This window comes from Streptosporangium pseudovulgare (assembly GCF_014648055.1).
GTDB lineage: Bacteria > Actinomycetota > Actinomycetes > Streptosporangiales > Streptosporangiaceae > Streptosporangium > Streptosporangium pseudovulgare.
Genome location: NZ_BMQJ01000001.1, coordinates 283,640 through 310,337 on the forward strand (window position 1 = coordinate 283,640; position 26,698 = coordinate 310,337).

General features: G+C 74.2%; 21 protein-coding genes. 11 read left to right on the forward strand and 10 right to left on the reverse strand.

Annotated features, from left to right (window positions below; genetic code table 11):
- Positions 1-202 precede the first annotated feature (202 nt).
- Positions 203-1,240 carry a 3-deoxy-7-phosphoheptulonate synthase gene (aroF, locus tag IEZ10_RS01115; RefSeq protein ID WP_189244540.1) on the forward strand — a complete coding sequence of 346 codons (1,038 nt, stop codon included), beginning with the start codon at positions 203-205 and terminating at the stop codon, positions 1,238-1,240.
- Between the two features lie 29 nt (positions 1,241-1,269).
- On the opposite strand, the gene thiI is transcribed toward aroF, so the two are convergent.
- The 7 genes from thiI to IEZ10_RS01150 all read right to left on the reverse strand — a co-directional run bounded on the left by thiI (position 1,270) and on the right by IEZ10_RS01150 (position 10,019).
- Positions 1,270-2,472 (reverse strand): tRNA uracil 4-sulfurtransferase ThiI, encoded by a 1,203-nt coding sequence (thiI, locus tag IEZ10_RS01120; protein ID WP_179818508.1) that lies wholly within the window; start codon positions 2,470-2,472, stop codon positions 1,270-1,272.
- Between the two features lie 693 nt (positions 2,473-3,165).
- The gene (locus tag IEZ10_RS01125; RefSeq protein ID WP_189244541.1) at positions 3,166-3,564 is read right to left on the reverse strand and encodes a hypothetical protein; all 399 of its coding nucleotides are present in this window, start codon (positions 3,562-3,564) and stop codon (positions 3,166-3,168) included.
- Between the two features lie 453 nt (positions 3,565-4,017).
- Positions 4,018-5,286, reverse strand: coding sequence for an MFS transporter (locus IEZ10_RS01130; protein WP_189244542.1), 1,269 nt, complete (start codon positions 5,284-5,286; stop codon positions 4,018-4,020).
- 15 nt (positions 5,287-5,301) lie between these two features.
- A complete protein-coding gene (locus IEZ10_RS01135; protein ID WP_189244543.1) occupies positions 5,302-6,021 on the reverse strand; it encodes a GntR family transcriptional regulator in 720 nt (239 codons plus the stop codon).
- A 70-nt stretch (positions 6,022-6,091) separates the two neighbouring features.
- A complete protein-coding gene (locus tag IEZ10_RS01140; protein ID WP_189244544.1) occupies positions 6,092-7,117 on the reverse strand; it encodes a 6-phosphofructokinase in 1,026 nt (341 codons plus the stop codon).
- A gap of 289 nt (positions 7,118-7,406) precedes the next feature.
- The gene (locus IEZ10_RS01145; protein WP_229810825.1) at positions 7,407-8,954 is read right to left on the reverse strand and encodes a N,N-dimethylformamidase beta subunit family domain-containing protein; all 1,548 of its coding nucleotides are present in this window, start codon (positions 8,952-8,954) and stop codon (positions 7,407-7,409) included.
- A 75-nt stretch (positions 8,955-9,029) separates the two neighbouring features.
- On the reverse strand, positions 9,030-10,019 hold the full coding sequence (locus tag IEZ10_RS01150) for a lactonase family protein (protein ID WP_189244545.1): 990 nt from the start codon (positions 10,017-10,019) through the stop codon (positions 9,030-9,032).
- A gap of 479 nt (positions 10,020-10,498) precedes the next feature.
- Between IEZ10_RS01150 and IEZ10_RS01155 the strand changes: the two genes are divergently transcribed.
- Complete coding sequence (locus tag IEZ10_RS01155; RefSeq protein WP_189244546.1) at positions 10,499-11,410, forward strand: bifunctional helix-turn-helix transcriptional regulator/GNAT family N-acetyltransferase; 912 nt, start codon at positions 10,499-10,501, stop codon at positions 11,408-11,410.
- Between the two features lie 297 nt (positions 11,411-11,707).
- A complete protein-coding gene (locus IEZ10_RS01160) occupies positions 11,708-15,001 on the forward strand; it encodes a KAP family P-loop NTPase fold protein (protein WP_189244547.1) in 3,294 nt (1,097 codons plus the stop codon).
- 40 nt (positions 15,002-15,041) lie between these two features.
- Here the strand turns inward: IEZ10_RS01160 and IEZ10_RS01165 are convergent, their stop codons facing one another.
- A complete protein-coding gene (locus IEZ10_RS01165; protein ID WP_189244548.1) occupies positions 15,042-15,248 on the reverse strand; it encodes a DUF6203 family protein in 207 nt (68 codons plus the stop codon).
- Between the two features lie 213 nt (positions 15,249-15,461).
- Between IEZ10_RS01165 and IEZ10_RS01170 the strand changes: the two genes are divergently transcribed.
- Positions 15,462-17,000, forward strand: a complete 1,539-nt coding sequence (locus IEZ10_RS01170; RefSeq protein ID WP_189244549.1) for a glycosyltransferase family 39 protein — start codon at positions 15,462-15,464, stop codon at positions 16,998-17,000.
- Between the two features lie 138 nt (positions 17,001-17,138).
- Positions 17,139-17,933 carry an MOSC domain-containing protein gene (locus tag IEZ10_RS01175; RefSeq protein WP_189244550.1) on the forward strand — a complete coding sequence of 265 codons (795 nt, stop codon included), beginning with the start codon at positions 17,139-17,141 and terminating at the stop codon, positions 17,931-17,933.
- Between the two features lie 70 nt (positions 17,934-18,003).
- Here IEZ10_RS01175 and IEZ10_RS01180 read toward each other — a convergent pair whose 3' ends face one another.
- Entirely contained in the window at positions 18,004-18,546 is a 543-nt protein-coding gene (locus IEZ10_RS01180; RefSeq protein ID WP_189244551.1) for a GNAT family N-acetyltransferase, read from the reverse strand.
- Between the two features lie 161 nt (positions 18,547-18,707).
- On the opposite strand from IEZ10_RS01180, the gene IEZ10_RS01185 reads away from it, so the two are divergent.
- Together IEZ10_RS01185 and IEZ10_RS01190 are read left to right on the forward strand one after the other, a co-directional pair.
- The gene (locus IEZ10_RS01185) at positions 18,708-19,205 is read left to right on the forward strand and encodes a hypothetical protein (protein ID WP_189244552.1); all 498 of its coding nucleotides are present in this window, start codon (positions 18,708-18,710) and stop codon (positions 19,203-19,205) included.
- A 92-nt stretch (positions 19,206-19,297) separates the two neighbouring features.
- On the forward strand, positions 19,298-19,555 hold the full coding sequence (locus tag IEZ10_RS01190; RefSeq protein WP_229810826.1) for a hypothetical protein: 258 nt from the start codon (positions 19,298-19,300) through the stop codon (positions 19,553-19,555).
- 165 nt (positions 19,556-19,720) lie between these two features.
- On the opposite strand, the gene IEZ10_RS01195 is transcribed toward IEZ10_RS01190, so the two are convergent.
- Positions 19,721-20,188: a Dps family protein gene (locus IEZ10_RS01195; RefSeq protein ID WP_189244554.1), complete on the reverse strand. Its 468-nt coding sequence runs from the start codon at positions 20,186-20,188 to the stop codon at positions 19,721-19,723.
- Positions 20,189-20,297: 109 nt separating this feature from the next.
- Here IEZ10_RS01195 and IEZ10_RS01200 point away from each other — a divergent pair, with 109 nt between their 5' ends.
- The 4 genes from IEZ10_RS01200 (at position 20,298) to mmuM (ending at position 26,549) form a co-directional block, all read left to right on the forward strand.
- Positions 20,298-21,017 carry a MerR family transcriptional regulator gene (locus IEZ10_RS01200; RefSeq protein WP_189244555.1) on the forward strand — a complete coding sequence of 240 codons (720 nt, stop codon included), beginning with the start codon at positions 20,298-20,300 and terminating at the stop codon, positions 21,015-21,017.
- A complete protein-coding gene (locus tag IEZ10_RS38580) occupies positions 21,014-23,677 on the forward strand; it encodes a VIT domain-containing protein (protein ID WP_229810827.1) in 2,664 nt (887 codons plus the stop codon). The genes IEZ10_RS01200 and IEZ10_RS38580 overlap by 4 nt, the downstream gene beginning before the upstream one ends.
- Positions 23,678-23,802: 125 nt before the next feature.
- Complete coding sequence (locus IEZ10_RS01215) at positions 23,803-25,395, forward strand: DUF885 domain-containing protein (protein WP_229810828.1); 1,593 nt, start codon at positions 23,803-23,805, stop codon at positions 25,393-25,395.
- A 290-nt stretch (positions 25,396-25,685) separates the two neighbouring features.
- The gene (mmuM, locus tag IEZ10_RS01220) at positions 25,686-26,549 is read left to right on the forward strand and encodes a homocysteine S-methyltransferase (RefSeq protein ID WP_189244557.1); all 864 of its coding nucleotides are present in this window, start codon (positions 25,686-25,688) and stop codon (positions 26,547-26,549) included.
- The last annotated feature ends 149 nt before the right edge of the window (positions 26,550-26,698 follow it).

A 26,698-nucleotide genomic window follows, 5' to 3' on the forward strand; every position in this document is an offset into this window, starting at 1 on the left:
AGTATTGCCCGCGATGCGTACCGCGTTCTGGTTTTGGTATGGCGACGGACCCGTAGGTCGGACCGATCGCCACCGGATGCTGCGCTGACATCCAGGCGAACGAAGGCCCCGGGTCCACCAAGGACCCGGGGCCTTCGCATTTCCCCGGGGCCCTTCGGAGGATCTCCCGCCGGTCTTCGGCGAACTTCCACCAAGGAGAGACATGGTCATCGTCATGAGTCCCGGCGCGACCCCCTCGGACGTCGAGGCGATCGTGGAGGTCATCGGCACGGCCGGCGGCGAGGCGTTCGTCAGCCGGGGCGTGAGCCGCACGATCATCGGCCTGGTGGGCGACGTCGCCCGGTTCGAGGCCCTCGACCTGCGCGCCATGGCCGGGGTGGCGGACGTGATGCGGGTGAGCACGCCGTACAAGCTGGTCAGCCGGGAGAACCACCCCGAGCGGTCCACGGTCCGGGTCGGCGGCGTGCCCATCGGACCCGGCACGGTGACCCTCATCGCCGGGCCGTGCGCGGTGGAGACGCCCGAGCAGACCCTCCAGGCCGCCGAGATGGCGAAGGCGGCGGGCGCGACCCTGCTGCGGGGCGGCGCCTACAAGCCCCGCACCTCCCCCTACGCCTTCCAGGGCCTCGGCGAGGCGGGCCTGCGCATCCTGGCCGACGTGCGCGAGGAGACGGGCCTGCCGGTGGTGACCGAGGTCGTCGACGCCCACGACGTCGAGCTGGTCGCCTCCTACGCCGACATGCTCCAGGTCGGCACCCGCAACGCGCAGAACTTCGCCCTGCTGCAGGCGGTCGGCGCGTCGGGCAGGCCGGTCATGCTCAAGCGCGGCATGAACGCCACCATCGAGGAGTGGCTGATGGCGGCCGAGTACATCGCCCAGCGCGGCAACCTGGACGTCGTGCTGTGCGAGCGCGGGATCCGCACATTCGAGACCGCCACCCGCAACACCCTGGACGTCTCGGCCGTGCCGGTCGCCCAGCGCCTGTCGCACCTGCCGGTGATCGTCGACCCGTCCCACTCCGGCGGCCGGCGCGACCTGGTGCTCCCGCTCACCCGCGCCGCCGTCGCGGTGGGCGCCGACGGCGTGATCATCGACGTCCACCCGCACCCGGAGCAGGCGCTCTGCGACGGACCCCAGGCGCTGGTGGACGGCGACCTCGCCGAACTGGCCGACGTCATGCGGCGGTTCCCGGCGCTGCTGGGCAAGACGGCCGCCGGCGAGCTGCTGACGTCCGCCTGACACCCGCTCCCGCGCCCCGCCGGACCGGCTCAGTCTTCGATCTTGTACTCCTGGAGGGAGCCGGCGAGCTGTACGGCGAGCTCCTCGGCGTCGAGCCGCCGCTCGATCTGCTTCAGGTCGGCGATCTTCGCGGCGGTCTCGGCCCGGCGGGGCGCCAGGAGGGTGCAGCAGTCCTCGTCGGGGAGCTCGGAGATCTCCAGGGTGCCGATGCGCCGGGCCTCGGCCATGATCTCCGTCTTGTCCAGGCCGATGAGCGGGCGCAGGATCGGCATGTCCACCGCGTCGTCCTGGGCGGTGATGTTCTGCAGGGTCTGCGAGGAGACCTGGCCGAGGGAGTCGCCGGTGATCAGCGCTCCGGCGCGGAGCCGGCGGGCGACCTCCTCGCCCGTCTTGAGCATCAGGCGCCGCTGGGCGATGACCGCCAGGCGGTCCTGCCCGGACGCCTTGATCGACTGCTGGGCCTTGCCGAACGGCACCACCCACAACCGGGACCTGCCCTGGAACCTGTCCAGCGCCCGCACCAGCGCGTACGCCTTGTAGATCGACTCCGAAGTGGTGAACGGGATGCCGGAGAAGTGCAGGAAGTCGACCCGCAGGCCGCGGCGCATCATCCGGTAGGCCGCGACGGGCGAGTCGATGCCGCCGGACATCAGGACCAGGCCGCGACCGCTGACGCCGACCGGCAGGCCGCCCTGGCCGGGCAGGCCGCCGGTGAAGACGAACACCTCGTCGCGGTCGACCTCGATGGAGACCACCAGGCCGGGGTTCTTCAGGTCGACCGGCAGGCCGTAGATGTCGTTGATCTCCCCGCCGACCGTGCGGTCGAGCTGCATGGACGTCAGCGGGAAGCGCTTGTCACGGCGGCGGGAGCGGACGGCGAAGGAGACGCCGCGCCTGACGTCCTCCCGGTCGGCCAGCAGCTCGATCGCCGCCTTGGTCACCGCGCCGGGGTCCTTCTCCACCCGCCAGGCCCGGTGGACCCAGACCAGACCGGGGACGCAGGCGACCCGCCGGGCCACCTCGTCGGCGACCTCGACGCCGGTGCCGTCCGGCAGGAAGATCGCGATGACGCCGTGTCGCTGGCGCACGTCCAGCTTCAGGCCGAAGCCCTTCAGCGCCGCCTTGATGTTGGACTGAAGCTGCCGCTCGAAAAGCTCGCGGTTGTCTCCCTTGAGGACGACCTCGCCCAATTTGAGCAGCACGCAGGGCTCGCCCAAGGCGGACATGGTCATGGTGCAACCTCCGGTGGCGCTTCGAGGGGAATGTAGGGGCATGGCCAAGTCTGGCGCGGTACCGCGTAAAGGCAATGGCTCGACCTCGCCACTTTAGTCGCCGTCATGACCTGTCAGCGCCCGCACAGCGCCCGCACGGAGGCGGGACGGAGGCGGGACGGAGGTGGACAGGCGGGCACGCGGAGGGACACGGGCGGGTTCGGGGCCGAGGCGGGGCGGGATCGGGAACGGAGGGCACAGAGGGCACACGGAGGGCACAGAGGGCACACGGCGGAGGGCACGGAGGGCGCCGGAGGCGCGGGCGGCACGGGGCGGCGGGCCGGACCGGCCGCCCGCACGGCACGGGAAAACGCCGCGCAGGAGGACCCGGCGCGGGAAAAGCGGCGCGGGGATACGCCGCACGAGGACACGCGACATGACACGCACGCGACACGTGACGCATGCGACGCGAGAGTGCCGGAGCGAAAAGCCCAGCCGAAAGTCCCGGCGCGAAGGGCGCGGCGGAGAACCGGCGAGAAAGACCGGTCCCGAAAATTCGACCTCGAAATGCGGGCTCCGGGACGCGGAACGGCCCGGGACGCGGAACGGCTCCACGGTGCGGGCGCTCCTTTTCCACGCGCCCCTCGGGGCGGGAGGAAAAGGAGCGCCACGGCCGTTCAGCGATTCTTCGGCATCGGTGCCGACCGGGGCGGATCAGCCGCCTCCGCCACCACCGCCACCACCACCGCCGCCGCCACCGCCACCACCGCCGCCGCCGACGGTGTTGATGTTGGTGTTGGTGTTGGAGACGTTGGCGCCGCCGCCGCCACCTCCGCCGCCGCCGCCTCCACCGCCACCACCGCCACCACCGCCGCCTCCACCGCCTCCACCGCCACCGCCGCCACCGCCGCCTCCGCCGCCGCCGCGACGGGCGAAGCACCTCTCAGGGTTCCTCTTCCTCCAGCAGGGCGTCGCCGCGGAGACGAGGGCGGACGTGGAAGCGGTCTCGACGGTGGTTCCGGCACTGGCCGGCTGGGCGGACATCGTCACGGGGACGGCGAGGGCGGAGGCCAGCAACGCGCCGGCGGCGATCGCGTTCTTCGTCTTGGTCATCGGAGATCACTCCATGTCGTACGGGGCCGGCCCGGCCGACACCCGGGGCTGAGTGAGACGTGGAATCGGCGCCGAAGACGGCGCCGAAGCGGCTCAGAACCGCAAGTCCCACGGTAAGTCGCGGAAAGTCCGGCGCTTATCACACCGAAGCAAAAGCATTGATCCGCACGAATTACCTTTCGATTCAACCCGGAAACCGAAAGAAATCACTCGGTCACCGTATGTAGCGACCATTCGATGACGGGCTTTCTCCGCGAAGATTCTCCACGCCCCCGGGACGCAATGGCCGGGTAGGTCATCACGGCCCGTTCCCGCGGCCTGGGGGAAATGATTCCGCCCGGCTTCTGAAGCGGAAAGACGGGAGTTACCGCCGTTTGGGGATGGCGACGGCGGTGTCCGGCCCGGGCGCGCGCGTCGCCCCGGATGCGCGCGTCGCCCGCACCGGGACCGCCGTCACCTTCGCGCCGGGACCGCCGTCGCCGTGACGCGGACGCCGGTCACGACGAGGCCCAGGCAGACCAGCGCCACGACGGCCACCACCGTCAGCATGACCGGGTAGGAGAGCCACGCCGCCAGGCTGGCCAGCACGGTGGGGAGCAGGAAACCCGAGTAGGCGAGCGTGTAGTAGACGCCGGTCAGGCCGGCCAGATCGTCCGCGCCGGCCATCCGCTGTATCTCCTGCAGCCCGGAGACCATCGCGATGCCGTAGCCGGCTCCCAGGGCGATGGCGGCGGCCGCCGCCAGCCACGGCGACAGCAGCAGCGCGTTCGCCGCGCACAGCGCCGCGCCGAGGAGCATCACCGTCATCGCCGCCACCGGAGCCCGTCCCGTACGGGTGGCGCCCTCCTCGCCGTGCAGCCTCTTGGCCACCGGCTGCACGGCCACGCCCACGCCCAGGGTCAGCACCGTGAGGCCGGTCGCGTACGCCAGCCCCCAGTGCCCCACGCGGAAGCCGACCAGCTGGGGCATGACCGCGTACGCCAGCCCGGCCGCGCCGAACACCCACGGCGCCATCGGCAGGATCACGAGCCGGAACCGCCTGCGGGCCGGCGCGGGGACGCGCAGGTCGCTCGCGAGCGCCGCGAGGAGGTCCCGGACCGAGCCCGTGGCGTGCGGGAGCGGCGGCCGGGTCTCCGGCACCCGCAGGAGCAGCACGGGGATCGCCGCGGCGAGGAGAAGGTGGACGACGTACGGGGTCACCATGGGCCACGGCCCCCACTGGGCCAGCGCGCCCGCGACACCCGCGCCGAGCGCGAACCCGGCCGTCTGGCACAGCGCGGCACGGCGCGCGGCGAGCCCGCTGTCCGCCCCGGTCGACAGTTCCTTCACCCAGCTGCTGCCGACCGACATGGCGGTGCCGACCGCGACGCCGATGATCAGCCGGCCCGCGTAGATGGCCCAGGCGCTCTGGCCGCCGAAGCAGAGCACCAGGCTCGCGACGGCCGAGGCGACGGCGCCCGCCACCAGCACGGGGCGCCGCCCGCGCCGGTCCGAGACGGGCCCGGCGAGCAGGAGACCCGGCACGAGCCCGACGACGTACGCGCCGAGGAAGGCGTCGACGCTGAGCGCGGAGTAGCCGCCCAGCCGGCGGTACATCAGCAGCAGCGGGGTGAACTGGTTGCCGCCCCAGCCGCAGGCGAACATCGCCGCGGCGACGATCCGCCAGGAGTCCGATCGGGGTGCGGTGGCAGGCGACGGGACGGCCTGCTGGGTTTCGAGCATGGGGAGGGTAGAACCTTACGCGTCGTTTGCCGGGTACGGCTGAGGCCGTACGGAATGGTGGACGGCCGGGGCTTCGTCGCTTGCCCCGGACGGCCACGGCGAGCCGTGCGTCGCCGTGAGGTGGCCCAGCAGGGCCGAGGCGAAGGCGGCGCCGTCGCCGTCGCGGAGGTGGCCGAGGAGGGCCTCGTGCTCGTCGGCCAGCAGGGAGAGCCGCTCCGGCCGCGGTCTCAGCGCGGAGATGCTCATGCGCCGCTGCCGGTCGCCGAGGGTGGCGTAGAACCGGCCGGCCAGCCGGTTCCCGGACGCTTCGACGATGCAACGGTGGAACGACTCGTCGGCGTCGGCGAACCGGTCGACGTCGGCGGTCTCGGCGAGGGCGCGCTGGCGTCGCAGCAGCTCCCGCATCCTCTCGTGGTGCTCGTCCGGCAGGCCGGTGCGCGCGATGCGCTCCGCCGCGGACCGTTCGAGCGCCAGCCGCAGCTCCAGCACGTCCGCCGCCTCTCCCGGCGGCACCGGCGCCACCACCGCGCCGCGCTTGGGGTGGAGCGTCAGCAGCTCCTCCGACTCAAGGCGCAGGAACGCCTCCCGGACGGGCGTCCTGCTCACGCGCACCCGCTCGGCGATCTCCCCCTCGCTGATGAGGCTGCCGCCGGGCAGTTCGCCGGAGAGGATCAGCTCCTTGGTCACCGTGTACGCGGTGTGGGCGGCGGAGGGGCGCTTCGCGGATTCGGCCATGCAAAAGAGCCTACCAGCATAGATACAGTGTTGTATCTATGCTGATAGGCAAGAGACCCGGCGACTCCCGTCAGCCGAAGAAGACCTCCGCCTCCTCGTAGCGTCCGACCGGCACCGTCTTCAGCTCCTTGGTGGCCTCGCCGAGGCCGGCCCGGACGATGTCGGTGCCCCGGAGCGCCACCATGACGCCGAACTCGCCGTCGTGGACGGCGTCGATGGCCTGCAGACCGAACCGGGTGGCCAGGACCCGGTCGAAGGCCGTGGGCGTGCCGCCGCGCTGGATGTGGCCGAGCACGGTGGTGCGGGCCTCCTTGCCGGTCCGCTTCTCGATCTCCTTGGCCAGCATCTCGCCGATGCCGCCCAGCCGGACGTGGCCGAACGCGTCGAGCTCGCCGGCCTGGAGGGTCATCTGGCCCTCGATCGGGTGGGCGCCCTCGGCGACCACGATGATCGGCGCGTACCGGGTCTGGAAGCGGGACTCGACGTAGGCGCAGACCCGGTCGATGTCGAACGGCTTCTCCGGGATGAGGATGACGTTGGCGCCTCCCGCCATGCCCGCGTGCAGGGCGATCCACCCGGCGTGGCGGCCCATCACCTCGCAGATCAGCGCCCTGTGGTGGGACTCGGCGGTGGTGTGCAGCCGGTCGATCGCCTCGACGGCGATGTTGACGGCCGTGTCGAACCCGAAGGTGTAGTCGGTGGCGTTCAGGTCGTTGTCGATGGTCTTCGGCACGCCGACGACCTTGACGCCCTGGTCGAAGAGCCGCTTGGCGACGCCGAGGGTGTCCTCGCCGCCGATGGCGATCAGGGCGTCGACCCCGGCCTCGGCCAGGTTGCCCTTGATCTTCTCGACACCGCCTTCGATCTTGAGGGGGTTGGTCCGGGAGGAGCCCAGGATGGTCCCGCCGCGTGGCAGGATGCCCCGGACCGCCTGGATGTCCAGCGGCACCGTCTCACCTTCGAGCGGGCCGCGCCAGCCGTCGCAGAATCCGACGAACTCGTGTCCGTAGACGCCCACACCTTTGCGCACGACGGCGCGGATCACGGCGTTCAGTCCGGGGCAGTCGCCGCCCCCAGTTAGCACTCCGATACGCATGGCATCCTCCGGTGGTTCCGAAACAAGACAGCCAGAACGAGTGGGGTGACACGACCGGCGGGGTCTCCCGCGCCGACCTCACGCATTCTGCCTGCTGAAAGACCAATGGTCTAGACCAAATGGAGGAGACTTCGACGTTGTCCGCGCCTCCCCTGGCCGGTGCGCCCGCGGGCCCGTTTCCAGGCGTCAGCGGCACCGGGCCGGGCCGGTGCGGCCGGGGAGACACGAGGGGGTACCTTCCCCCATCCGGGCCGCGCGACACGGGCCCCGCCGCGTGATCCGGGCCGGGTCAGCGCGCGCCGAGGCCCACCGTGGCGAGGTTGTCCTCGGCCGGGTGGCTGCGCCCGGCCGGACCGGCGGCGAAGGCCCGCAGGATGTTCACCGTGCTGCGGCGGACGAACGCCCTGGCCTGCCCGGTGACGCCGTGCCCGCAGCGGGCGCCGCGCAGCGCGCAGACCCAGCGCATCGTGCCGGAGTTGAACACCCCGGCGCCGCTCGGCGCGGTGTAGTAGGCGCTGTGCGCGACCGTGGACCGCCCGCCGCAGTCGACGGGCGAGACCGACAGCACCTCCATGGGGCGGGGCGCGTCCCGGCCGATCCGGTCGGTCTCCACCCCCGCCATGCCGGGGAAGCGGGTGCCGCGCCGTACGCCGGTGCCCCGGAAGATCCAGCTCCCCGGGCGGTGGACCACGTAGGCGGCCTCGGCGGGAAAGCAGTCGTACATCGGCCCGGTCAGCGAACTCTCCGGGCGGTGGTCGCGCCACAGGTCGGTACGGGGGTCCTCGGCGGCGTCCTTGTGGCAGACGACCAGCCGGCCGGGGCCCAACCGCGTCGCGGCGAACCTGATCCGCCAGTAGACGGCGTTGGCGCCGAGGAAGGCGACGTTGACGCCCCGGTCACGGGCGGTCTCGACGGCGCGGCGCATGCGCGGCGACCAGTACTCGTCGTGCCCCAGGGAGACCAGGCCCCGGGCGCCGTCGAGGGCGTGCGGGTCGTCGTCCAGGTCCACGCTGGTGAGGTAGGCGAGCGGGACGCCGGTGCGCTCGGCGAGGGCGATGGCGTCGTACTCCATGTCCAGGAACAGCCGGGCGCCGGAGGTGTCGTAGGGGCGGTCGAAGCTGACCGCCCGGGAACGGTCCTCGAACCCCCCGGGACCGACGTAGAGGCTGCGGCCGCCCCAGTAGTTGTACGCCTGCCAGGTGGTGACCGCGTTGACGACCGCCATGCTCCCCCGCGCCGAGGCGGACCTGACGGTGACGGGGACGTAGCGGCTGCCTCCGGTGGCGGCGTCCAGGCGGACCAGGTAGGAACCCGCGGGCCAGCCGGTGGTGTCCACCTCCGGTCCCGGCGTCCAGTGGGCGGCGGTCACCGTGCGGGTCGCGGCGACGACCTTCGGGGCCGGCTGCCGGACGCCTGGCAGCCCGGCCACCCGCCACACCCGCCGCGCGCCGGCCCCGCCGTACCAGCCCATCCGGAAGGCCGTGGCGGTGTAGCGGTCGGCCGTGGTCGAGACGTACAGCCGGAACCTCTCCCCCGGCAGCACGCTGACCCGGTCGGCGAACCCCTCGATCTCGTGCGCGGTCCCGAGGCGGCGCACCCGCCAGTTCGGATCGCCCGGCCTGGCGTTCTCGGCGGCGGTGGCGCCCCCGGCGGGGTCCCCGGCGTCCCCGGGGTTTCCCGCGGCGGCGGGCCCGCCGCGGGGATCACCGGGCGCGGCGGAGCGGGAGCCGGAGGGCGCGAGGGTGCCGGCGGGGTGACGGGTGGCGGCCGCGCACCCGATGACCAGAGCCATGGTCACCAGCAGGGTGACCGCCAGATGCGAGGGCACGCGAGACATGCCCGGCATCATCGCCGCCCGCCGGGCGCCCCGCCCGCGACTTGACCGGTCCTTGGCCCACCCGTGGAGGAACCGTCAGGACGGCGGCAGGACGCACGAGGGCGTGCCGACGGCGAACACCTCCGCGGCCTCTCCCGGGACGCCGTCCCTCATCGGCAGTACGGCCACGCCCGCGGACCGCTGGTTGGCCACGTACATCCGGTCCCCGGCGACGGCGAAGTGCCGGGGCCACGCGCCGCCGCAGGGCACCTCGGCGACCCGCTCCAGGCCGGGCGCGGAGAACACCGCGATCGTGTCGGGGCCCCGGTTGGCGACGTAGACGAAGCGCCCGTCCCCGGACGCCTCCAGGTGCGAGGGGTGGTTCTCGCCGCCGGCCGCGCTGGCCGGGACGGCCCGGACCTCCCGCCAGCCGTCGTCGCCGGCGTCGTAGGCGCGGACCGTGCCGTCCAGCTCCCCGGCGACGTACCAGCGGTCCCCCATCCGGGCCATGTGCCGGGGGCCCATGCCCCCGGCCAGCCGTACCGGGCCGCCGGGGTGCGGCGTCACCCGGGCCCCGGCCCGGCCGGGGTCCGCGACCAGGTAGCGGCGGATCTCGTCGGCGCCCAGGTCGGAGACGTACAGGACGCCGTCGGGCCCGAAGACGGACTGGTGGGCGTGGGAGTCCTCACGGTGCGGGAACACCTGGGGGGCGGCGATGGCGCCGGCCTCGTCGATCGGGTACACGCTGACCACGCCGTCGCCGTAGTTGGCCACCGACAGCAGGGTCCCGGAGGGGTCGAGGGCCAGGTGGCAGGGGGTGTTCCCCTCGCTGGGCCGCCGGTCGGTCTCGGTGAGCGTCCCGTCGGCGGCGCGGGCGAAGACGGCGACCGTGCCGGGCTCGTCCTCGCCCACCGCGTACAGGACCGGCAGCCGGGGGTGGACGGCGAGGAACGACGGGCTCGGGGCGGGCGTCTCCGCGACCCGGGTGAGGCCGGCCGGCTCCATCAGGGTGATCCCCGGGCCGGTGCCCTCGGCCCCCGGCGTGCCGCCCGGTGTGTAGCCGCCGATGTACGTGATCTCCGCCATCATGCTCCCGCCGCCGTGGGGCCGGCGCGCGCCGCCCCCGAACCCTTTCTGACTCCCGTGCCGTTCCGGGCCTTCCCGGGCCCTCCCGGGCGCTTCCGGACCCTCCCGGGCGCTCCCGGACCCTCCCGGGCCTTTTCGCCCGTCCCGGCCAGTCTGCGAAACTAGCGCACCCTCTGCCCGTTCCGGGAGGCGCCCCTCCGAGGAGGACCGGAAGGCCCACCGCCGCCCCGGGGCGGTTCGGCGGGCCCGCACCCCCTCCGCGGGAGACCGGACGGTCCCGGCTGATGCCGGGCGATCCGGCTCACACGGGCGGTTCGGGTTCATGCCCACCCGGAGGACACCCGGAGGACACCGGGAAGACACCGGGAAGACACCGAGAGGACGTCGGGAGGACGTCGGGAGGGCACCGCGTACCACCTTCCCGTGAGGATTCGATCAATTCGTTGACTCGATCATAGGAATGATTGATCCTGTCATGCATGGTTTCGGACATCGACCGCCGCGTGGCGGAGATCCGCGCGTTCAACCGCTTCTACACGGGCGTCATCGGCGTGCTCCACCAGGGCATCCTGGACACCCCCTACTCCCTCACCGAGGTGAGGGTGCTGTTCGAGCTGAACGGCGGAGACCGGACGGAGACCGGCGAGCTGCGGCGGCTGCTCGGTCTCGACGCCGGTTACCTGAGCAGGATCCTCGGGCGGTTCGAGAGCGACGGCCTGGTCACCCGCGAACGGTCGGCGGCCGACGCGCGGCGGCAGGTGGTCTCGCTGACCGCCGCCGGCCGCGCCACGTTCGCGACCCTCGACGAGCGCTCGGCGGCCGAGGTGCGGGGCCTGCTGGAGGGGATCACCGAGGAGGACGCGCGGCGGCTGGTGGCGAGCATGGCGGCCATCCGGGAGGTCCTCGCCCCCGCCCGGCGGGCGGAGCCGTACGTCATCCGCCCGCCGCGCCCCGGCGACCTGGGATGGGTGGTGCACCGGCACGGCGTGCTCTACAGCCAGGAGTACGGCTGGGGCGCCGACTTCGAGGCGCTGGTGGCCAGGATCGTGGCCGACTACGTGGACCACCACGACCCCCGGCGCGAGGCCGGATGGATCGCCGAGGTGGACGGCGAGCGGGCCGGGTGCGTGTTCTGCGTCCGCAAGGACGACAGGACGGCGCTGCTGCGCATGCTGCTGGTCGAGCCGTCCGCCCGGGGGCTGGGGATCGGCGGGCGGCTCGTCGGCGAGTGCGTGGCCTTCGCCCGGGCGACGGGTTACCGGCGCATGGAGCTGTCGACCAGGAGCGTGCTGACCACCGCCCGGCGGATCTACCGCGCGACGGGCTTCGAACCGGTCGAGGAGCGGGTGTCCGGGGACGTCGTCGAGGAGATCTGGGCGATGGACCTCTGACGCGCTCCGCCCGGGAGACGTGGCGTGGCGGAGACCGGGCCGCCCACCGGGGCGCGCGCCGGGCCGCGCGCCGGGCGAGGGCAAAGTTCCCGTAAGCACGCGGGCGGGAGTCCTTCAAATCGGGCCGCCCTATCCTCAAGATCCGCATCCGGGGACGCCCGCGGGTCCACAGTGGATCCACCATGGATCTCACGCGGACCCGCGTGGATCTCGCGTGGACCGTGGACCCCCGTGCGGGTCCCACGGACCCCGCGTGGGTCCGGCGTGAGACCCCCCGCCGCCGCCCCGGGAGGACCGTTGAGCGAGGGACTCGCGTTCGCCGACCCGATCCCCGAGACCCCCGGGACCGCCACCCGGACGGGCGCGCGACGGGCCCTGGTCTTCCTGGACTCGCCGCCCGCCACACCCGACCGGCCCTTCGACCCCCCGGCCGCCGGGCGGCCGGACACCCGCCTGGCGGCGGTGCTGCGCGCCGAGGGCTTCACCGTCGACGCCCGCCCCGGCGAGGGCGCGCGGGCCGACGGCGGCCGGGTATGGGACTTCCTGCGGTCGGCCGGGGACGGCGACGTGCTGATGATCCGGCTGCCCGGCGGCAACGCCTGGACCTCCGGCCAGCTCGGCTCCATGATCGGCGCGTTCGGCCGGCGGGTCGGCGAGTCGGCTGCGGCGGCCGTGCTGCTGGTCATGGACTTCGGCTGGAGCGCACTGGACGGCTCGGCCCCGCCGGTCAGGCAGCTCGGCGTGGCCGGTGAGCCCCGCCTGTCCGCGGCGGCGCTCACCCTGGCCCTGCGCTTCGGCGAACCCGCCCACGGCCCCGCCCCCAGCCTGACCGGCGTCCTGGCCGACGGCCTGGCCGCCCTGGCCGCCGATCCGGCGCGCGGCGCGGTCACCGTCGGCGATCTGCACGCCCACGCGCTGCGCCACTACGCCGCCGTCTCCTCCCCCCGCACCCCCATCCTGCTGGCGTACGGCCCCGCCGCGGACGTCCCGCTGACCCGGCTCCGTCCCCCGGCCGCGCCCGCGCCCTCGCCGGTGCACGCCGCCTTCGCCCGCACCCTCACCGTGCTCGGCGACCCCGCTCCCCCGGTCTCGGGCACCGAGATCGTCCGGCGGGTCTACGAGCTGCACCTGAGCGAGCACGCCCGGCAGGTGCTGCGCGGCGCCTCCCTGCTGGAGGAGGGCGAGCCGGTCGAGGAGATCCTCGGCGACGCCGCCGAGCTGCGGCACTGGGGGCTGCTCGGCGAGAAGGCCCTGTTCGCCCACCCCGACGTGCGGGCCTTCGGCTACTCCCGGCTGAGCCCGGCGGAGCGGGCGCGGACGTCGGCTCTGCTGCGGCGGTGGCGGGCCGGGCGGCGGGCCGTACAGCCCCGGGCCAGGCTCACCGCCGACCGGTGGACCACCGACGACCAGCTCGGCCACCGGATCTACGCCGAGGCGATCGCCGCGTTCGTCCGCCACCCCGAGACCCGGCCGCCGCTCACCATCGGCGTCAAGGGCCCGTGGGGCGCCGGCAAGACCTCCCTGATGCGGATGATCCAGGACCTCCTGGACCCTGGGGCCGCCGGGGACGGCCCCGCCGAGATCCACCTGCCGGACCCCGGCGGGGCGGGCGACCTGACCAACGCCGAGGTGCTGTCCAGGGCCGGTCGGCGGCGGCGCGGCGGCGCGGGCCGGGCCGAACCCGGGGCCCTGCCGGTGCGGCGGGCCGACTGGCGGCCGACGGTGTGGTTCAACCCGTGGATGTACCAGAGCGGGGAGCAGGTCTGGGCCGGGCTGGCTCACGAGATCATCAGCCAGGTCACCCGGCGGCTGCCCCGCACCGAACGGGAGCGGTTCTGGCTGGAGCTGAACCTGTCCAGGATCGACCCCGAGGCGGTCCGCCGCCGCGCCTACCAGCTCGCGGTGACCCGGCTGGTGCCGCTCGCCCTCGGCCTGATCGCCGCCCTGGTCCTCACCGGCGCGCTGCTCGCCGGGGCCGCGCTGCTGCCGGCGTTCGCCGTCCTGCTGCGGAACGCGGCCGCCGCGGTCGGCGCGGCCGGGGCGGTCACCGCCGTCGGGGCGGGAGCCGTACGGCTGGCGAGGTTCTTCGGGGAGTCGGCCGGCAACGCCTTCTGCGACCTGGTCAGCCAGCCGGACCTGTTCGCCCCCGGCTCGGCCGACGGCCCGGCGGGCGAGCTGCTGAGCGGCCCCGGTTACCGGTCCAGGGCCGGTTTCCTGCACCTGGTGCAGACCGACATGCGGCAGGTGCTCGACCTGGTGGCCACCGAGGAGCGGCCCCTGGTGGTGTTCGTCGACGACCTGGACCGGTGCTCGCCGGGAACGGTGGCGCAGGTCATCGAGGCGATCAACCTGTTCCTCGCCGGGGAGTTCCCCAACTGCGTGTTCGTGCTGGCCATGGAGCCGGAGGTGGTGGCCGCGCATGTCGAGGCCGCCTACCGGGAGCTGGCCGAGACGCTGCCGGACGACGGGCGGTCCGGGCTGGGCTGGCGGTTCCTGGAGAAGATCGTGCAGCTGCCGCTGAGCGTGCCGCTGCTGGACGACGCCGACCGGCTGCCGGCCTTCGTCCGGGCGCTGCTGGGCATGCCGGAGGTCACCGACGCCGCGGGGACGGGTTCCGGCGGGGAGGCCGGGGACCGGCGCTCCGCGGGGCACGGCGGGGCCGAAGGCGGGCGATGTGAGGGCGGTCACGGCGAAACCGGCGGTCACGGTGGGATCGACGGAGCCGGGCGCGGGAACGGCTCCGGGCATTCGGCCGGGAACGGGGCCGGCGGGGACGCCGAGGACGGGAGTGGCGACGGGGACGCCGAGGACGCGGGCGGGGACGGGAACGCCGCCGGGACGCCCTGCCCCGACGTCCCCGGGGCGCGCGCACCGGTCGACGTGCCGCTCGCCGTACCCCGGCCGGGGCCGGTGAGGCCGCCGGACCCGTCGCTGGTGAGCCGCCTGGAGGACGCGATCTGGGCGCTCCGGCCGACGGCCGCGACCCTGGACGAGGCGGCGCGGCGGGCCCAGGAGGAGCTGGGCGTGGACTGCTCGGACGCGATCGGCGGGCTGGCCACCGCGACCCGTGAGGCGGCCGACAGGGTCTTCGACGAGCTCTACAGCGACGAGAACGCCTACCGGGCCATCGAGTTCGTCCTGCCTGCCCTGATGTTCTTCAACCCCCGGGAGATCAAGCGCTACGTCAACGTCTTCCGCTTCTACTCGTTCATCGCCTACCGGCGGACGCTCGCCGGGGCCGCCCCCGCCTCCGACGGGGAGGTCGCCAAGCTGGCGGCGCTGACCATCCACTGGCCGCACCTGCTGACCTCCCTGGCCCGGGAGACGGGCGGGACGACCGCGCTGGAGCGGCTGGAGGCGGCCGCGGGCGACGACGCCGCCTGGGAACGGGCCGTACGCGAGTGCGGGCTGGCGGCGGTCCGAGAGGCGGGACCCCCGGGGCCGTACGGATCTCCGGGACCGTCCGGGCCGTGGGGGCCGCCGGGGACGCCGGGGGCGGACGGCGACGGGGACGTCGCCCACCTGGATCCGCTGCGGAACCTGCTGCGCTTCCCGCACCCCGTCGCCGCCCTGGCCCGCCACCTTCTCTGAACGCCCCGCCTCCCGGGGCGGCCGGCGCCGTACGGCCGGCCTACTTGCGGCCCCGGGCGGAGGGTCCCCGCCAGGCGGGGACGTTCCCGGATCCGCGGCCGGGCTGGCGCAGCGTCTCCTTGCGGGGACCGGCGGCCTGGTCGCGGCGGCGCTTGCGCATGATCAGCCATCCGGCCCCGAGAACGGCGAGCCCGAGGGGCGTTCTGGAGAGCCAGCGGGTCGCCACGAGCTGCAGAATCCTCTTCATCTTCTCCCTCTCTCAGCTAGCCTCCGTCCCCTCTACCCCGGCCCCCGCCCCGCATGCCAGGCGGCGGCCTCGGCCGCCCGGCCCGCGGTCATGGCGGCCGACCTGCCCGGACCTGCCCGGACCTGCTATTACCGTGAACGGGTGCGCGCAGTCCTCCCCCGACGACCCCGCCCCCGGACCGGAAGCGGCACGGCCGCCCCATGGCGCCGCCGGGTGGCCGTCGCCGTCCCCCCGACGGTGGCCGCCGCCATCGCCGGATGGGGGATCACCGTGCCGTCGCTGTGGCGGGACGAGTCGGTCACCGGCATGGCCGCCCGCATGTCCCTGCCCGAACTGCGGGCGCTCCTCGCCGACATCGACACCGTCCACGCCCTGTACTACCTGCTCATGCGGCCGTTCGCCGCGCTCGGCGCCTCCGGCCCCGTCGAGCTGATGCTGCGGCTGCCGTCGCTGCTCGCATTCGCCGCCGCCGCGTACGGCGTGGCCGTCCTGGGCCGCCGCCTCGCCGGTCCGGCGGCCGGCCTGTGGAGCGGCCTGCTGTACGCCGTCCTGCCGATCATGTCCCGCTACGCCCAGGAGGCGCGCGGATACGCGCTGGTCAGCGCGGTCGCCGTGCTGGCCACGTGGCTGCTCGTCGCGGCGCTGGAGCGGCCGTCACGGCGGCGGTTCGCCGGGTACGGGGCGGCGGTCGCCCTGCTCGGGTGGTTGCACCTGTACGCCCTGCTCCTGCTGGCCGCGCACGCCGTCGCCGTACTCGCCGCCGGACGGGCCGTCCCCGGGACGCGGCCGCCGCGGCGACCCCGGTCCTCTCCCACGTCGCACCCGCCGCGAGGGCCGCTGCGGCCGCCATGGCCGTCGTGGCTGCTCGCCGTGGCCGGCGCCGGGGTCGCGCTGGCGCCGCTCGTGGTGGTCGCGGCCGGGCAGCGGGACACCCAGCTGTTCTGGCTGCGCTCCCCCGGCCCGCCGGAGCTGGCGGCCTTCCCGATCGAGGTGGCCGGGAGCGCGGCCGGGGCGGCGGCGGTGTTCGGCCTGGCGATGTGGGGCGGGTGGTCGGCCCGCCGTACGCCGCTCGTCGCGGCCTGGGCCGTCCTGCCGTTCGCGATCTCGTTCGCCGTGTCGCAGGTGGTGCCGGTCTACCATCCCCGGTACGTGCTGGTCGTGGTCCCCGGGGTCGCGCTCGCCGCAGGGATCGGCCTGACCCGCCTCGCCGCGGCCGCGGGCCGATGGCGGTTCGCGGTCGCCGTGCCCGCCGTCCTGCTCGTCGCCGCGACGGCCCTCCCGGCGCACGAGGCGCTCCGCACGCCGGACAGCCGCCCCGACGACCTGCGGTCCCTGGCCGCCACCCTCGACGCCGAGGTGCGGCCCGGTGACCGGGTGCTCTTCGTGCCGTACCGGTACCGGCTGTTCGTCGCCGTCTACGGCGGGCCGTACGAGCGTCTGGTGGACCTCACCCGGGCGCCCGGCCGGTACGGCCCGCGCACCGCCGCCGAGTTCACCGCCGCGGCGGCCGGGGCGAGCCGGATCTGGCTGGTCTCGGCGCGGATCGGCAAGGTCTACGCCGCCGACCCGCGCCTGGTGACGCTCCGGAGCGCCTTCTCCGCCGCCGGACCGGCCAGGCGGTTCGGCTCCGTCCGTCTCACGCTCTACCGGCCCCGCGAGGCCGAGCGGCGCCGCGCCGGGGTGGAGCGGCGGCCCGCCGCGTCACCGGCCTCCCCCGGCGCCGTCACCTCCGCCCCCGCGCCGCCCGCCTGACGGACGACGGCCGACTCCGCTGCCGCATCGCCGAAGAGCAGGTGAAGCCCCATTCCGGACGGGTCCGGGACCCTGCTCCGGACGCCCTGTGGGCACGCTCCCATATCCCAGGAGAGCGCTTTCTCCTATCCTTGGCCGATGGAGCTAGCGGAGATCCGCACCTACCCCGTCAAGTCCGCCAAAGGCATCCTCCGCCCATCCGCCCGGGTCCTCCCCTGGGGTCTGGAAGGCGACCGCCGCTGGGGCGTGGTGGACCCGCTGGGAGAGCTGATCTGGGTGGGCGAACACCCCCGGCTCCTCTCCGTCTCGGCTGCCGAAACCCCCGACGGCGGCCTCCGCCTGTCGGCGAAGGGCATGGGCGACCTCGAGGTCCCCCCGGCCACCGGCGGCACGATCCGGATGGGTTGCTCCAATCTCGACCGGGCCGTGCTCGCCCACGCCGACGCCCATGAATGGTTCACCCGCCTGCTCGGCAGGCCCGCCCGCCTCATCTGGCTGGACGAGCCCGGGCCCCGGACCGGCACCGGGGAGTACGGCGGTCTCTGGGACGGACCCCTTCATCTCGTCTCCAGGAGTTCGCTCCAGCGCCTGGACGACTGGATCGCCGAAGGCGCCATGGAACGCCGGGAGCATCCCCCGGGCCCCCTCGACATCGCCCGCTTCCGGCCCAACGCCGTCATCGACGGTGCGGAACCCTTCGCGGAGGACGCCTGGACGTCGGTCCGCATCGGCGGGATCGACTTCCGCGTCTCGGAGTCGTGCGACCGCTGCGCCGCCACCATCTGGGATCCCGCCACCCAGGAGCGCGGCAAGGAACCCCTGAGGACCCTGGCCGAGCACCGCCGCTGGGACGGAAAGACCTGGTTCGGCATCCGCCTGGTGCCCAGGAACCTCGGCGAGCTGAGAGTCGGCGACGACGTCCGGCCGGGCTAGCCGGTCAGGCGCTCCGGGACTGCCCGGGGCCGCCTTCGACGGCGGACGAGCCCCCGGACGGCTCCGCGGCCTAACCCTTCGGGCCCGGCTTCCACTCCTGGGCGAGGAGACCGAGCAGCACCTGGTCCAGGAACTCGCCCATCACCCAGGCCGACGAGCGCAGCACGCCCTCGCGGACGAATCCGTTGCGCTCGGCGGAGCGCAGCATCGCGGCGTTGTCCGCCAGCGTCTCGACCTGCAGCCGCTGCAGGCCGCGCACGACGAAACCGTAGTGGCACAGCACCGCGACCACGTCGGTGCCGTAGCCCTTGCCACGGGCCGCCGGCCGCAGCCCCAGCCCGATGTGCGCCGACCTGTTGTGGTCGTCGATGCCCCACAGCGTCGCGGCGCCGACCAGCGTGCCGCCGTCCAGCTCCACGACCGAGAAGGAGGCGTGCCCCTGCTCCTTGTCGTCCACCGCGAACTGTGAATCCTTCGAGCCGGGCGTGATCGGCCGCCACGGCCGGCCCACGGCCCGCGAGGTGTTGGCCACGTCGTCGTAGAGCTCGGTCTGCAGAATCGGGATGTCGTCCTCGTGCCGGGCCCTGAGCCCGACCCTGTCACCTCTCAGCACGCGAGCTTCCTATCGGACCCGGACGGCCGGCGGCAAACCGATAGGAACCCCCATCCGCCGGCGACACCTCCAGCGCTCACCGCATCAGGAATCTCCAAGCCGCTTTCCGGAACTCCACTCGCGCCCTTACGGCGGCACGACATCAACAGTACTGTTGATGTATGGCCATGCCCTTGGAAGAAGTGCCGTTCACCGAGCTTCTCCGTCAGCCCGGCGAGACAGCCGAGCGGTTGTCGCGTGTGCGCGCCGTACGGCTGCGCCGGCGCGACTCCGACGACCTCGTCCTCATGACCGCCGAACGCGCGGAGGGCGAGAACGAGGTGATCGGCCTCACCGCGAAGCTTCTCGCCGCCCTCTTCCACGACGATGCGGGCGGCGCCGAGATCCTGCGGCGCGTCTTCCCGGACGTCCTGCCCTGGACCCGGTTCCTCCCCGCCCCGGCCGTGGAGGAGTTGCTCGCCTCCCTCAGCGAGATCGCGCCCGCCGCCGCCAGCCTGGGCAATCTCGCCCCGGTCACCCAGCTCCTCGTCGAGTGGCGGCACACCGCCGAGATCTACGCCGATCCCCAGCTCTTCGCGGCTCTCACCACACCACGCGGGGACGACTTCGGCCCGGTCCCCCGTCCCGGCGACGAGGCCACCGGCGGAGCGAGTTTGTGAGCCCCCGGCGTGGCGACCGGGCGGCCCCTCCACCTCGTGGGGGCGAATGGACCCTGCGGTTTGAGAACTCCCAGGCCGCAGACGACTGGGAGATGCTGTGCAAGCAGGCTCCGGGCAACACCCGGCGGGCCTGGGACGAGATTTCCGCCGATCCCCGACCCACGCCGAGCCATCGCCATCATCCGCTCCACCATGATCTGGCCACCGTCTCCTTCAAGGGACGGGTTCTGGACCAGTGGCAGTACGAGGTGACGGGCGGTGGACGTGTCTGGTATCTGATCGACGACACCACCCGCACAGCTTGGATCACCTATGCCAGCCCCGCTCATCCCAGAGCCACGGATCGCTGAAGGGTCAGGCGACCGGCCACTGCCTGATGATCCAACAGCGGATCGACCGCGGGGAACGGCGCTCCGGTCGTCATGGCGGCCGGAGCGCCCGGGAGCGCGCTCCGGCCCCGATCGGGGCCGGAGCGCCGGGGACGCGCCGGGCGGATCCGGCGCGGCGCGGCGAACCTAGCGCTGGGCCTCCAGCATCCAGTGGTGCTTCTCCAGGTCCTGGGTGATCTCGATGAGGATGTCCTGGGTCACCGGGTCCGGCTTCTCGGTGGCGGCGACGCGCTCCCGCATCCGGCGGATGATGGACCCGAGGATGTCCGTCATCGCGGCGACGACCTTGCCGTCGTTGATGTAGCCCGCTTCCAGCTGCGGCAGCTCGTTCGTGTTGGCCAGCGTGGACGGCCGGCCGTCGGGGTTGCATCCCAGCGCCACCGCGCGTTCGGCGACGGTGTCGGCGTGCTCCCGGGCGGCCGCGACGATCTCGTCGAGCTGCAGGTGCAGGGAGCGGAAGTTGTGGCCGATCACGTTCCAGTGCGCCTGCTTGCCCAGGAGCGAGAGGTTCAGCAGGTCGACGAGCGACCCCTGGAGAGTCTCGCCGATGACCTTCTTGTTCTCGGGAGTGAGCGGGCTGGTGATCGTGGACATGAGATATCTCCCCGTTCTCGTCTTATGTCCTTCTATGTCCCAAACGCCCATACCCACCGAACGGCTCCTTATGTTGACAGTGTCACATTGACAGTGTCACTGTGGAAGCATGGAGTGGACGATCGGCGAACTGGCCGAGCAGGCGACGGCCCTGCTGGGTCCCACCGCCCAGCTCAGCGGGCGCGTCAGGGACGTGCCCAACGAGCGCCTCATCCGGTGGTACGCCACGATCGGGCTCCTCGACCCGCCCCTGACCCGCCGGGGCCGCGTCGCCCTGTACGGCAGGCGCCACCTGCTCCAGCTCGTCGCCGTCAAGCGGCGCCAGGCCGAGGGCCGGACCATCGCCGAGATCCAGGCCGAGCTGGCCGGAGCCACCGACCGGACACTGGAGGCGATCGCCGACATCCCCGAGCCGTCCGCGGGGTCACCCGCCGGGCCGTCCGCCGAGCCACCGGCCGCGCCGCGCGCCGCGCGCCCGCGCTTCTGGGCCACGCCGCCCGCCGCGACCGGAGCCGCGCCCGCCCCTCCCCCGCGCCCGGCGGCGCCCGGGGCCACCGGGCGATCCCTCCGGCGTGCGCCTCACCCGGCCGGGGCGCGACCCGCACCCCTCCCGGAGGCCGCACCGCCTGCCCCCGCATCCACATCCACCGCGCCGCCGCCGGCCGTGACCGTCCACGGCGTACGGCTCGCACCGGGCGTGACGCTGCTGCTCGACGGCGGCCGCGCGCCCTCCCCGGACGACCTCACCGCGATCGGCGCCGCGTCCCGGGCGCTCCTCGCGGTCCTGCGTGAACACGACCTCATCCCTCCGGAAGGAGAGCAGCGATGATCAGCTCGATAGGAACGCTCAGCCCGGAGGAGTACGCGCCGGTCCCGGACGCCGGGCTGGGCGCGCTCGCCACCGAACGCGGCAACCTGCCGCTGGAGAGCGTGGACGTCACCGCCGCGGTGTCCGGGCTGGTCGCCGGGGCCGAGGTGACCCAGGTCTTCCGCAACCCGCACGACGTGGCGCTGGAGGCCACCTACGTCTTCCCACTGCCCGACCGGGCCGCCGTCACCGCCTTCCGGATGGAGGCGGACGGCCGGGTCGTCGAGGGGATCCTCAAGGAGCGGGGGCAGGCCAGGGCCGACTACGACCGGGCCCTCGCCGAGGGCAGGCGGGCCGCGATCGCCGAGGAGGACCGGCCCGACGTCTTCACCATCAGGGTCGGCAACATCGTGCCCGGCGAGCGGGTCACCGTACGCCTGACGCTCAGCCAGCCGCTGCCGTACGAGGACGGAGCCGCGACCTTCCGCTTCCCGCTGGTCGTGGCCCCGCGCTACATCCCCGGCGCCCCGCTCGACGGCGAGCGGGCCGGCGACGGCCGGTCACCGGACACCGACGCGGTCCCGGACGCCTCCCGGATCACTCCCCCGGTGCTGCTGCCCGGTTTCCCGGCCCCGGTACGGCTCTCGCTCGCGGTCACCGTCGATCCGGCCGGGCTGGAGCTGCGGGAGATCCGCTCCAGCCTGCACGCGGTCCTCCAGGAGGACGGCGCGGAGGGCGTGACGGTCGGCCTGCGGCCCGGCGAGCGGCTGGACCGCGACTTCGTCCTGCGCCTGGCCTTCGACGCCTCGACCTCCCTGACGCTGGTCCCCGACCCGGCCGGATCGGCCGGCGGAGCGCGCGAACCGTCCGCCGGAGCGGACGGGACGGGCGCCGAGGCGGCCGGGCAGGTTCCCGGTACGGGCGGAACGCCTTCCGGCACGACCGAACCGGCCGGGGGGACGTTCGCGCTGACCGTCGTGCCCGGTCCCGCGCCCGCCGCGACCGGTTCCAAGGACGTCGTGCTCGTCCTCGACCGCTCGGGCAGCATGGGCGGCTGGAAGATGGTCGCCGCCCGGCGGGCCGCCGCGCGCATCGTCGACACCCTCACCGACGGCGACCGGTTCGCCGTGCTGTCCTTCGACCACGTGGTGGAACGGCCGGCCGGGCTGGGCGAGGGACTGGTGGAGGCGACCGACCGCAACCGCTACCGGGCGGTCGAGCACCTGGCCCGGCTGGAGGCGCGCGGCGGCACCGAGATGCTGGCCCCGCTGGAGGAGGCCGTCGCGCTGCTGAACGGCCGCCCGGGTCCCGTGTCCCCCGGACGCCCCGGAGCGCCCGGGGACCCCGCCCGGACGGCCGGCGCCGTACCCTCCGCCGGTTCCGCGCCCTCCGGCGGCCCCGCCGGTCCGGCCGGTGCCGTCGGTTCTGCCAACGCCGCCGGTCCGGCCGACCGCGTCCTGGTCCTGGTGACCGACGGTCAGGTCGGCAACGAGGACCAGATCCTGGAGCGGATCGGCGGCGGGCTGGCGGGGGCGCGGGTGCACACGGTCGGCATCGACCGCGCGGTCAACGCCGGGTTCCTCGGCAGGCTGGCCGGGCTCGGCGCGGGCCGCTGCGAGCTGGTGGAGTCGGAGGACCGGCTGGACGAGGCGATGGAGCACATCCACCGCAGGATCGCCGCCCCGCTGGTCACCGACCTGTCCCTCGAGGCCGACGGGCTGAGCCTCGTCCCGGACACGACCGGCCGCCTCGGCTCGATCCACCACGGCGTGCCGCTGACCGTCCACGGCCGGTACCGGGGGGACGCGGCCGGAGCGCTGACCGTCCGGGGACTGGACGCCGCCGGGCGGCCGTGGGAGCGCAGGGTCACCGGCGTCCGGGGGAGCAACCCGGCCGTGCGGGCGATCTGGGCGCGCGCCCGGCTGCGCGAGCTGGAGGACCGCTACGCCGCCGGGGACCGATCCCTGGAGGAGGAGATCGTGGCGACCTCCCTCGGGTACGGCGTGCTCTGCCGGTTCACCGCCTTCGTCGCGGTCGACTCCAGGGTCGTCGCCGAGGGCGGCCCGGAGCACCACGTGATCCAGCCGGTGGAACCGCCCTCCGGCTGGGCGGGATCGGGCGGCGCGCCGATGGCGATGATGCAGGCCGCGATGCCCATGATGCCGGTCGCGGTCACCGGGCCGATGCCGGCGCCCGGCGGCCCGGCCCCGTCCGGCCCTTCCCCGGAGTTCGGCGGCCCCGCCCCGGCCTTCGCGTCCGCCCCGGGCTTCGCCCGCGCGGCGAAGGCGCCGGCCACGCGGGTGTCCGGTACGGCCCGGCCGTCGGAGACGTTGCGGGTCAGGCTCGGCGAGGAGCTGGAGCGGCTGCGCGCCGCGGAGTCCCTCCCGGCGGCGGCGAAGCTGCGCTACCTGGACGACCTGGGCAGCCGCCTCGCCGCCCTCGCCGCGTACCTGGGCGGCCACACCGGGCTCGCGGCCCTGGCCGAGGAGCTGCAGGCCGGCGGCGACCCGGACGCGCTGTGGCGCCGGGCCGTCGAGGTTCTGTCCGCCCTCCGTGACTCCGCCGGATCCGGCGGGCCGGGTGAGCCGGGTAAACCGGGTGAGTCGGGCGGGCCGGGCGGGACCGGCGGCTCCGGGGACTCCGATGGGCCCGGCCGGCGCCGGCCGTTCTGGAAGCGCTGAGAAACGGTCCCTCCGGACGGCCGGGCCGGGTGCCCGGCCGCCCGGAAAACGCCGGGCTCCCCGGCTGACCGGTGGGTTACAGTGCCGGGGTGACCAGCCCGATTTTTGCGCTTTGCGATGAGTATGTGACCCGCTCGGCGGCCCTCGACCCGGTCCACGCCGGCATGGAAGGCGTGGACGTCCCGTTCGCCCCGGCCACCGACTACAGCCCGGAGGGCCACGCCGCCCGCGCGTCGCTGATGAAGGAGACCCTGTCCAGGCTCTCCTCCCTGGAGCCGCTCGGCGAGGCCGACGTGCGGGCCGCCGCCCACCTGCGGGAACGGCTGGAGGCCGAGCTGGCCCTGCACGAGACCGGCGAGCACCTCCGCGCGGTGTGCGCGCCGTTCGGGCTGGTCTGCGAGCTGTGGGAGAGCACCGACCTGCTGCCGCACCGCACCGAGGACGAGTGGCGCGACGTCGCGACGCGGCTCGCGGCCATCCCCGGCATGCTCCGGGGCTGGCAGACGAGCCTCTCCACGGGTCTGGACCAGGGGCTGCGGGCCGCGCGCCGGCAGGCGCTGGAGGCCGCGGTCCAGGCCGCGCGTTTCGCGGAGGACCGCACGCACGGGTCCCTGGTGGACGCCTACGGCGACGGTCCGCTCCGGGACGAGCTCGCCGAGAGCGCCGCCGCCGCGCACGCGGGCTACGCCGAGGCCGCCCGCTACCTGCGCGAGGAGTACGCGCCCCGGGCGAGCGAGGCCGACGGGGTCGGCGCCGAGCGGTACGCCGTGCACTCGCGCCTCCAGCTCGGCGCCGACATCGACCTGGTCGACGCATACGAGTGGGGCTGGGCCGAACTGGCCCGCATCGAGGCCGAGCTGGCCGCCGAGGCCGACCGGGTGCGGCCGGGCGCCTCGGTGGAGGAGGCGACCGCGATCCTCAACGAGACCTACTACGTCGAGGGCCGGGACGCCTACCGGGAATGGCTGCAGGAGCGCCACGACCGGGCGATCGAGCAACTGCACGGCACCCACTTCGACATCGCCGAGCCGCTGCGCCGGGTGGACGTCGTGCTGTCCTTCGACGCCAGCGCGGGCGCGGCCTCCTACATGAGCCCCAGCGAGGACCTGTCCCGGCCTGGTCGCACCAACTGGCCCGTGACCCCGGGACGGGACCGGTTCGAGGTCTGGAACGAGCTGACCACCGTCTTCCACGAGGGGGTCCCGGGCCACCACCTCCAGATCGGCACCACGCGGGTGGTCGGCGACGGCCTGTCGCGCTTCGGCCTGGCCTCCTGGGTGAGCGGGCACGGCGAGGGCTGGGCGCTGTACGCCGAGCGGCTGGCCGACGAGCTGGGCTGGTTCGACGAACCGGGCACCCGGCTGGGCATGCTGGCCGGGTCGGCCCTGCGGGCGGCCCGGGTCGTCATCGACCTCGGCGTCCACCTGGACCTGCCGCTGCCCGACGGCTCCCGGTGGACCTTCGAGCGGGCGTGCGAGGTGCTGCGGGACCGCGGCCGCTGCGAGCCGCACCGGGTGCACAACGAGGTGGTCCGCTACTTCGGCTGGCCCGCGCAGGCCCCCTCCTACAAGCTCGGCGAGCGTGCCTGGCTGGCCGCCCGTGAGGAGGCCCGGCAGCGGCTGGGCGCCGGCTTCGACCTGCGGCGCTGGCACACCGCGGCGCTGGAGCTGGGCCCGGTGGGCCTGTCGAGCCTCACCGAGGCCCTGCGCCGGCTCTGACCGGTGGGGCGGACCGGTCCGCCCCACCCCGCCCCGGCCTCGCGGGCCGGTCCGCCTACGCCCGGACCCGCCGTACGGCGCGGCCCGGCGTACGGCGCGGCGTCGCGGACCGGCCGCCGGACGGGCGGGTGGCCGGTCCGCGGTAAACCCACGTCGATCACATGGATTTATTACCTCCGCCCCCAGTTATCCGCGGGGTGGCGGGAATGCTGTCCTCCCGGCCCGGGCGGGCCCTTTCCGAAGATCTTCCGGACGGCGGGACGTCGCCTCCGGTGCCTTAGGGTGGCGAGATGGTGATTCTGGACGGCGGACTGGCCACACATCTGGAGACGCTCGGCGCGGACCTCAAGGACGAGCTCTGGTCGGCGAAACTGCTGGTGGAGGACCCTTCGGTGATCCGGCGGGCGCATCTCGACTACTTCCGCGCCGGAGCCAACGTCGCGATCACGTCGAGTTACCAGGCCAGCGTCCCGGCGTTCATGCGCCGCGGGCTGAGCGCCGCCGAAGCCGAGAACCTGATCCTGCTGTCCGTTCGCCTGGCCATGGAGGCCCGCGACCAGTACGGCGAGGGCACCGTGGCGGCGAGCGTGGGACCGTACGGGGCCTCCCTCGCCAACGGCGCCGAGTACACCGGTGACTACGACCTCGACGAGGACGGTCTGGCCGACTGGCACCGGGACCGCTGGCACATCCTCGCCGGCAGCGGCGCCGACCTGATGGCCTGCGAGACCATCCCCTCCTACACGGAGGCCAGGGCGCTGGCCCGGCTGTTCGCCGAGACCCCCCGGATGCGGGGATGGGTGAGCTTCTCCTGCCGGGACGGCGAGCACATCAACGACGGCACCCCGCTCAAGGAGGCCGCCGCGCTGTTCGCCGGCACCCCGCAGGTGATCACGGTCGGCGTGAACTGCACGGCGCCGCGGCACGTCAACAGCCTCATCGGGCAGATCCAGGGCAAGCCCGTGATCGTCTACCCCAACTCCGGTGAGACCTGGGACCCGGCGGGCCGCCGCTGGCTCGGCCTGGCCGACCCGGTCGAGTTCGGCGCCGCGGCGGCCGAGTGGCACGCCGCCGGCTCGAACTTCATCGGCGGCTGCTGCCGTACCACGCCGGAGCACATCCGCCAGATCCGGCGGCACCTGAGGACCGGATGAGCGGCGGGCCCTCCCGGGCGGTTCCGGGGAAGCCGCCCATCCCTGGCGCAAACGGCGGCCAATCGCGACAATAACCCCAACAATACCGTTTCGTACCGCCGGTACGGCGCGGCACCGGCCGGGTCCTCCCGGCCTCCGCGCACGCCCCG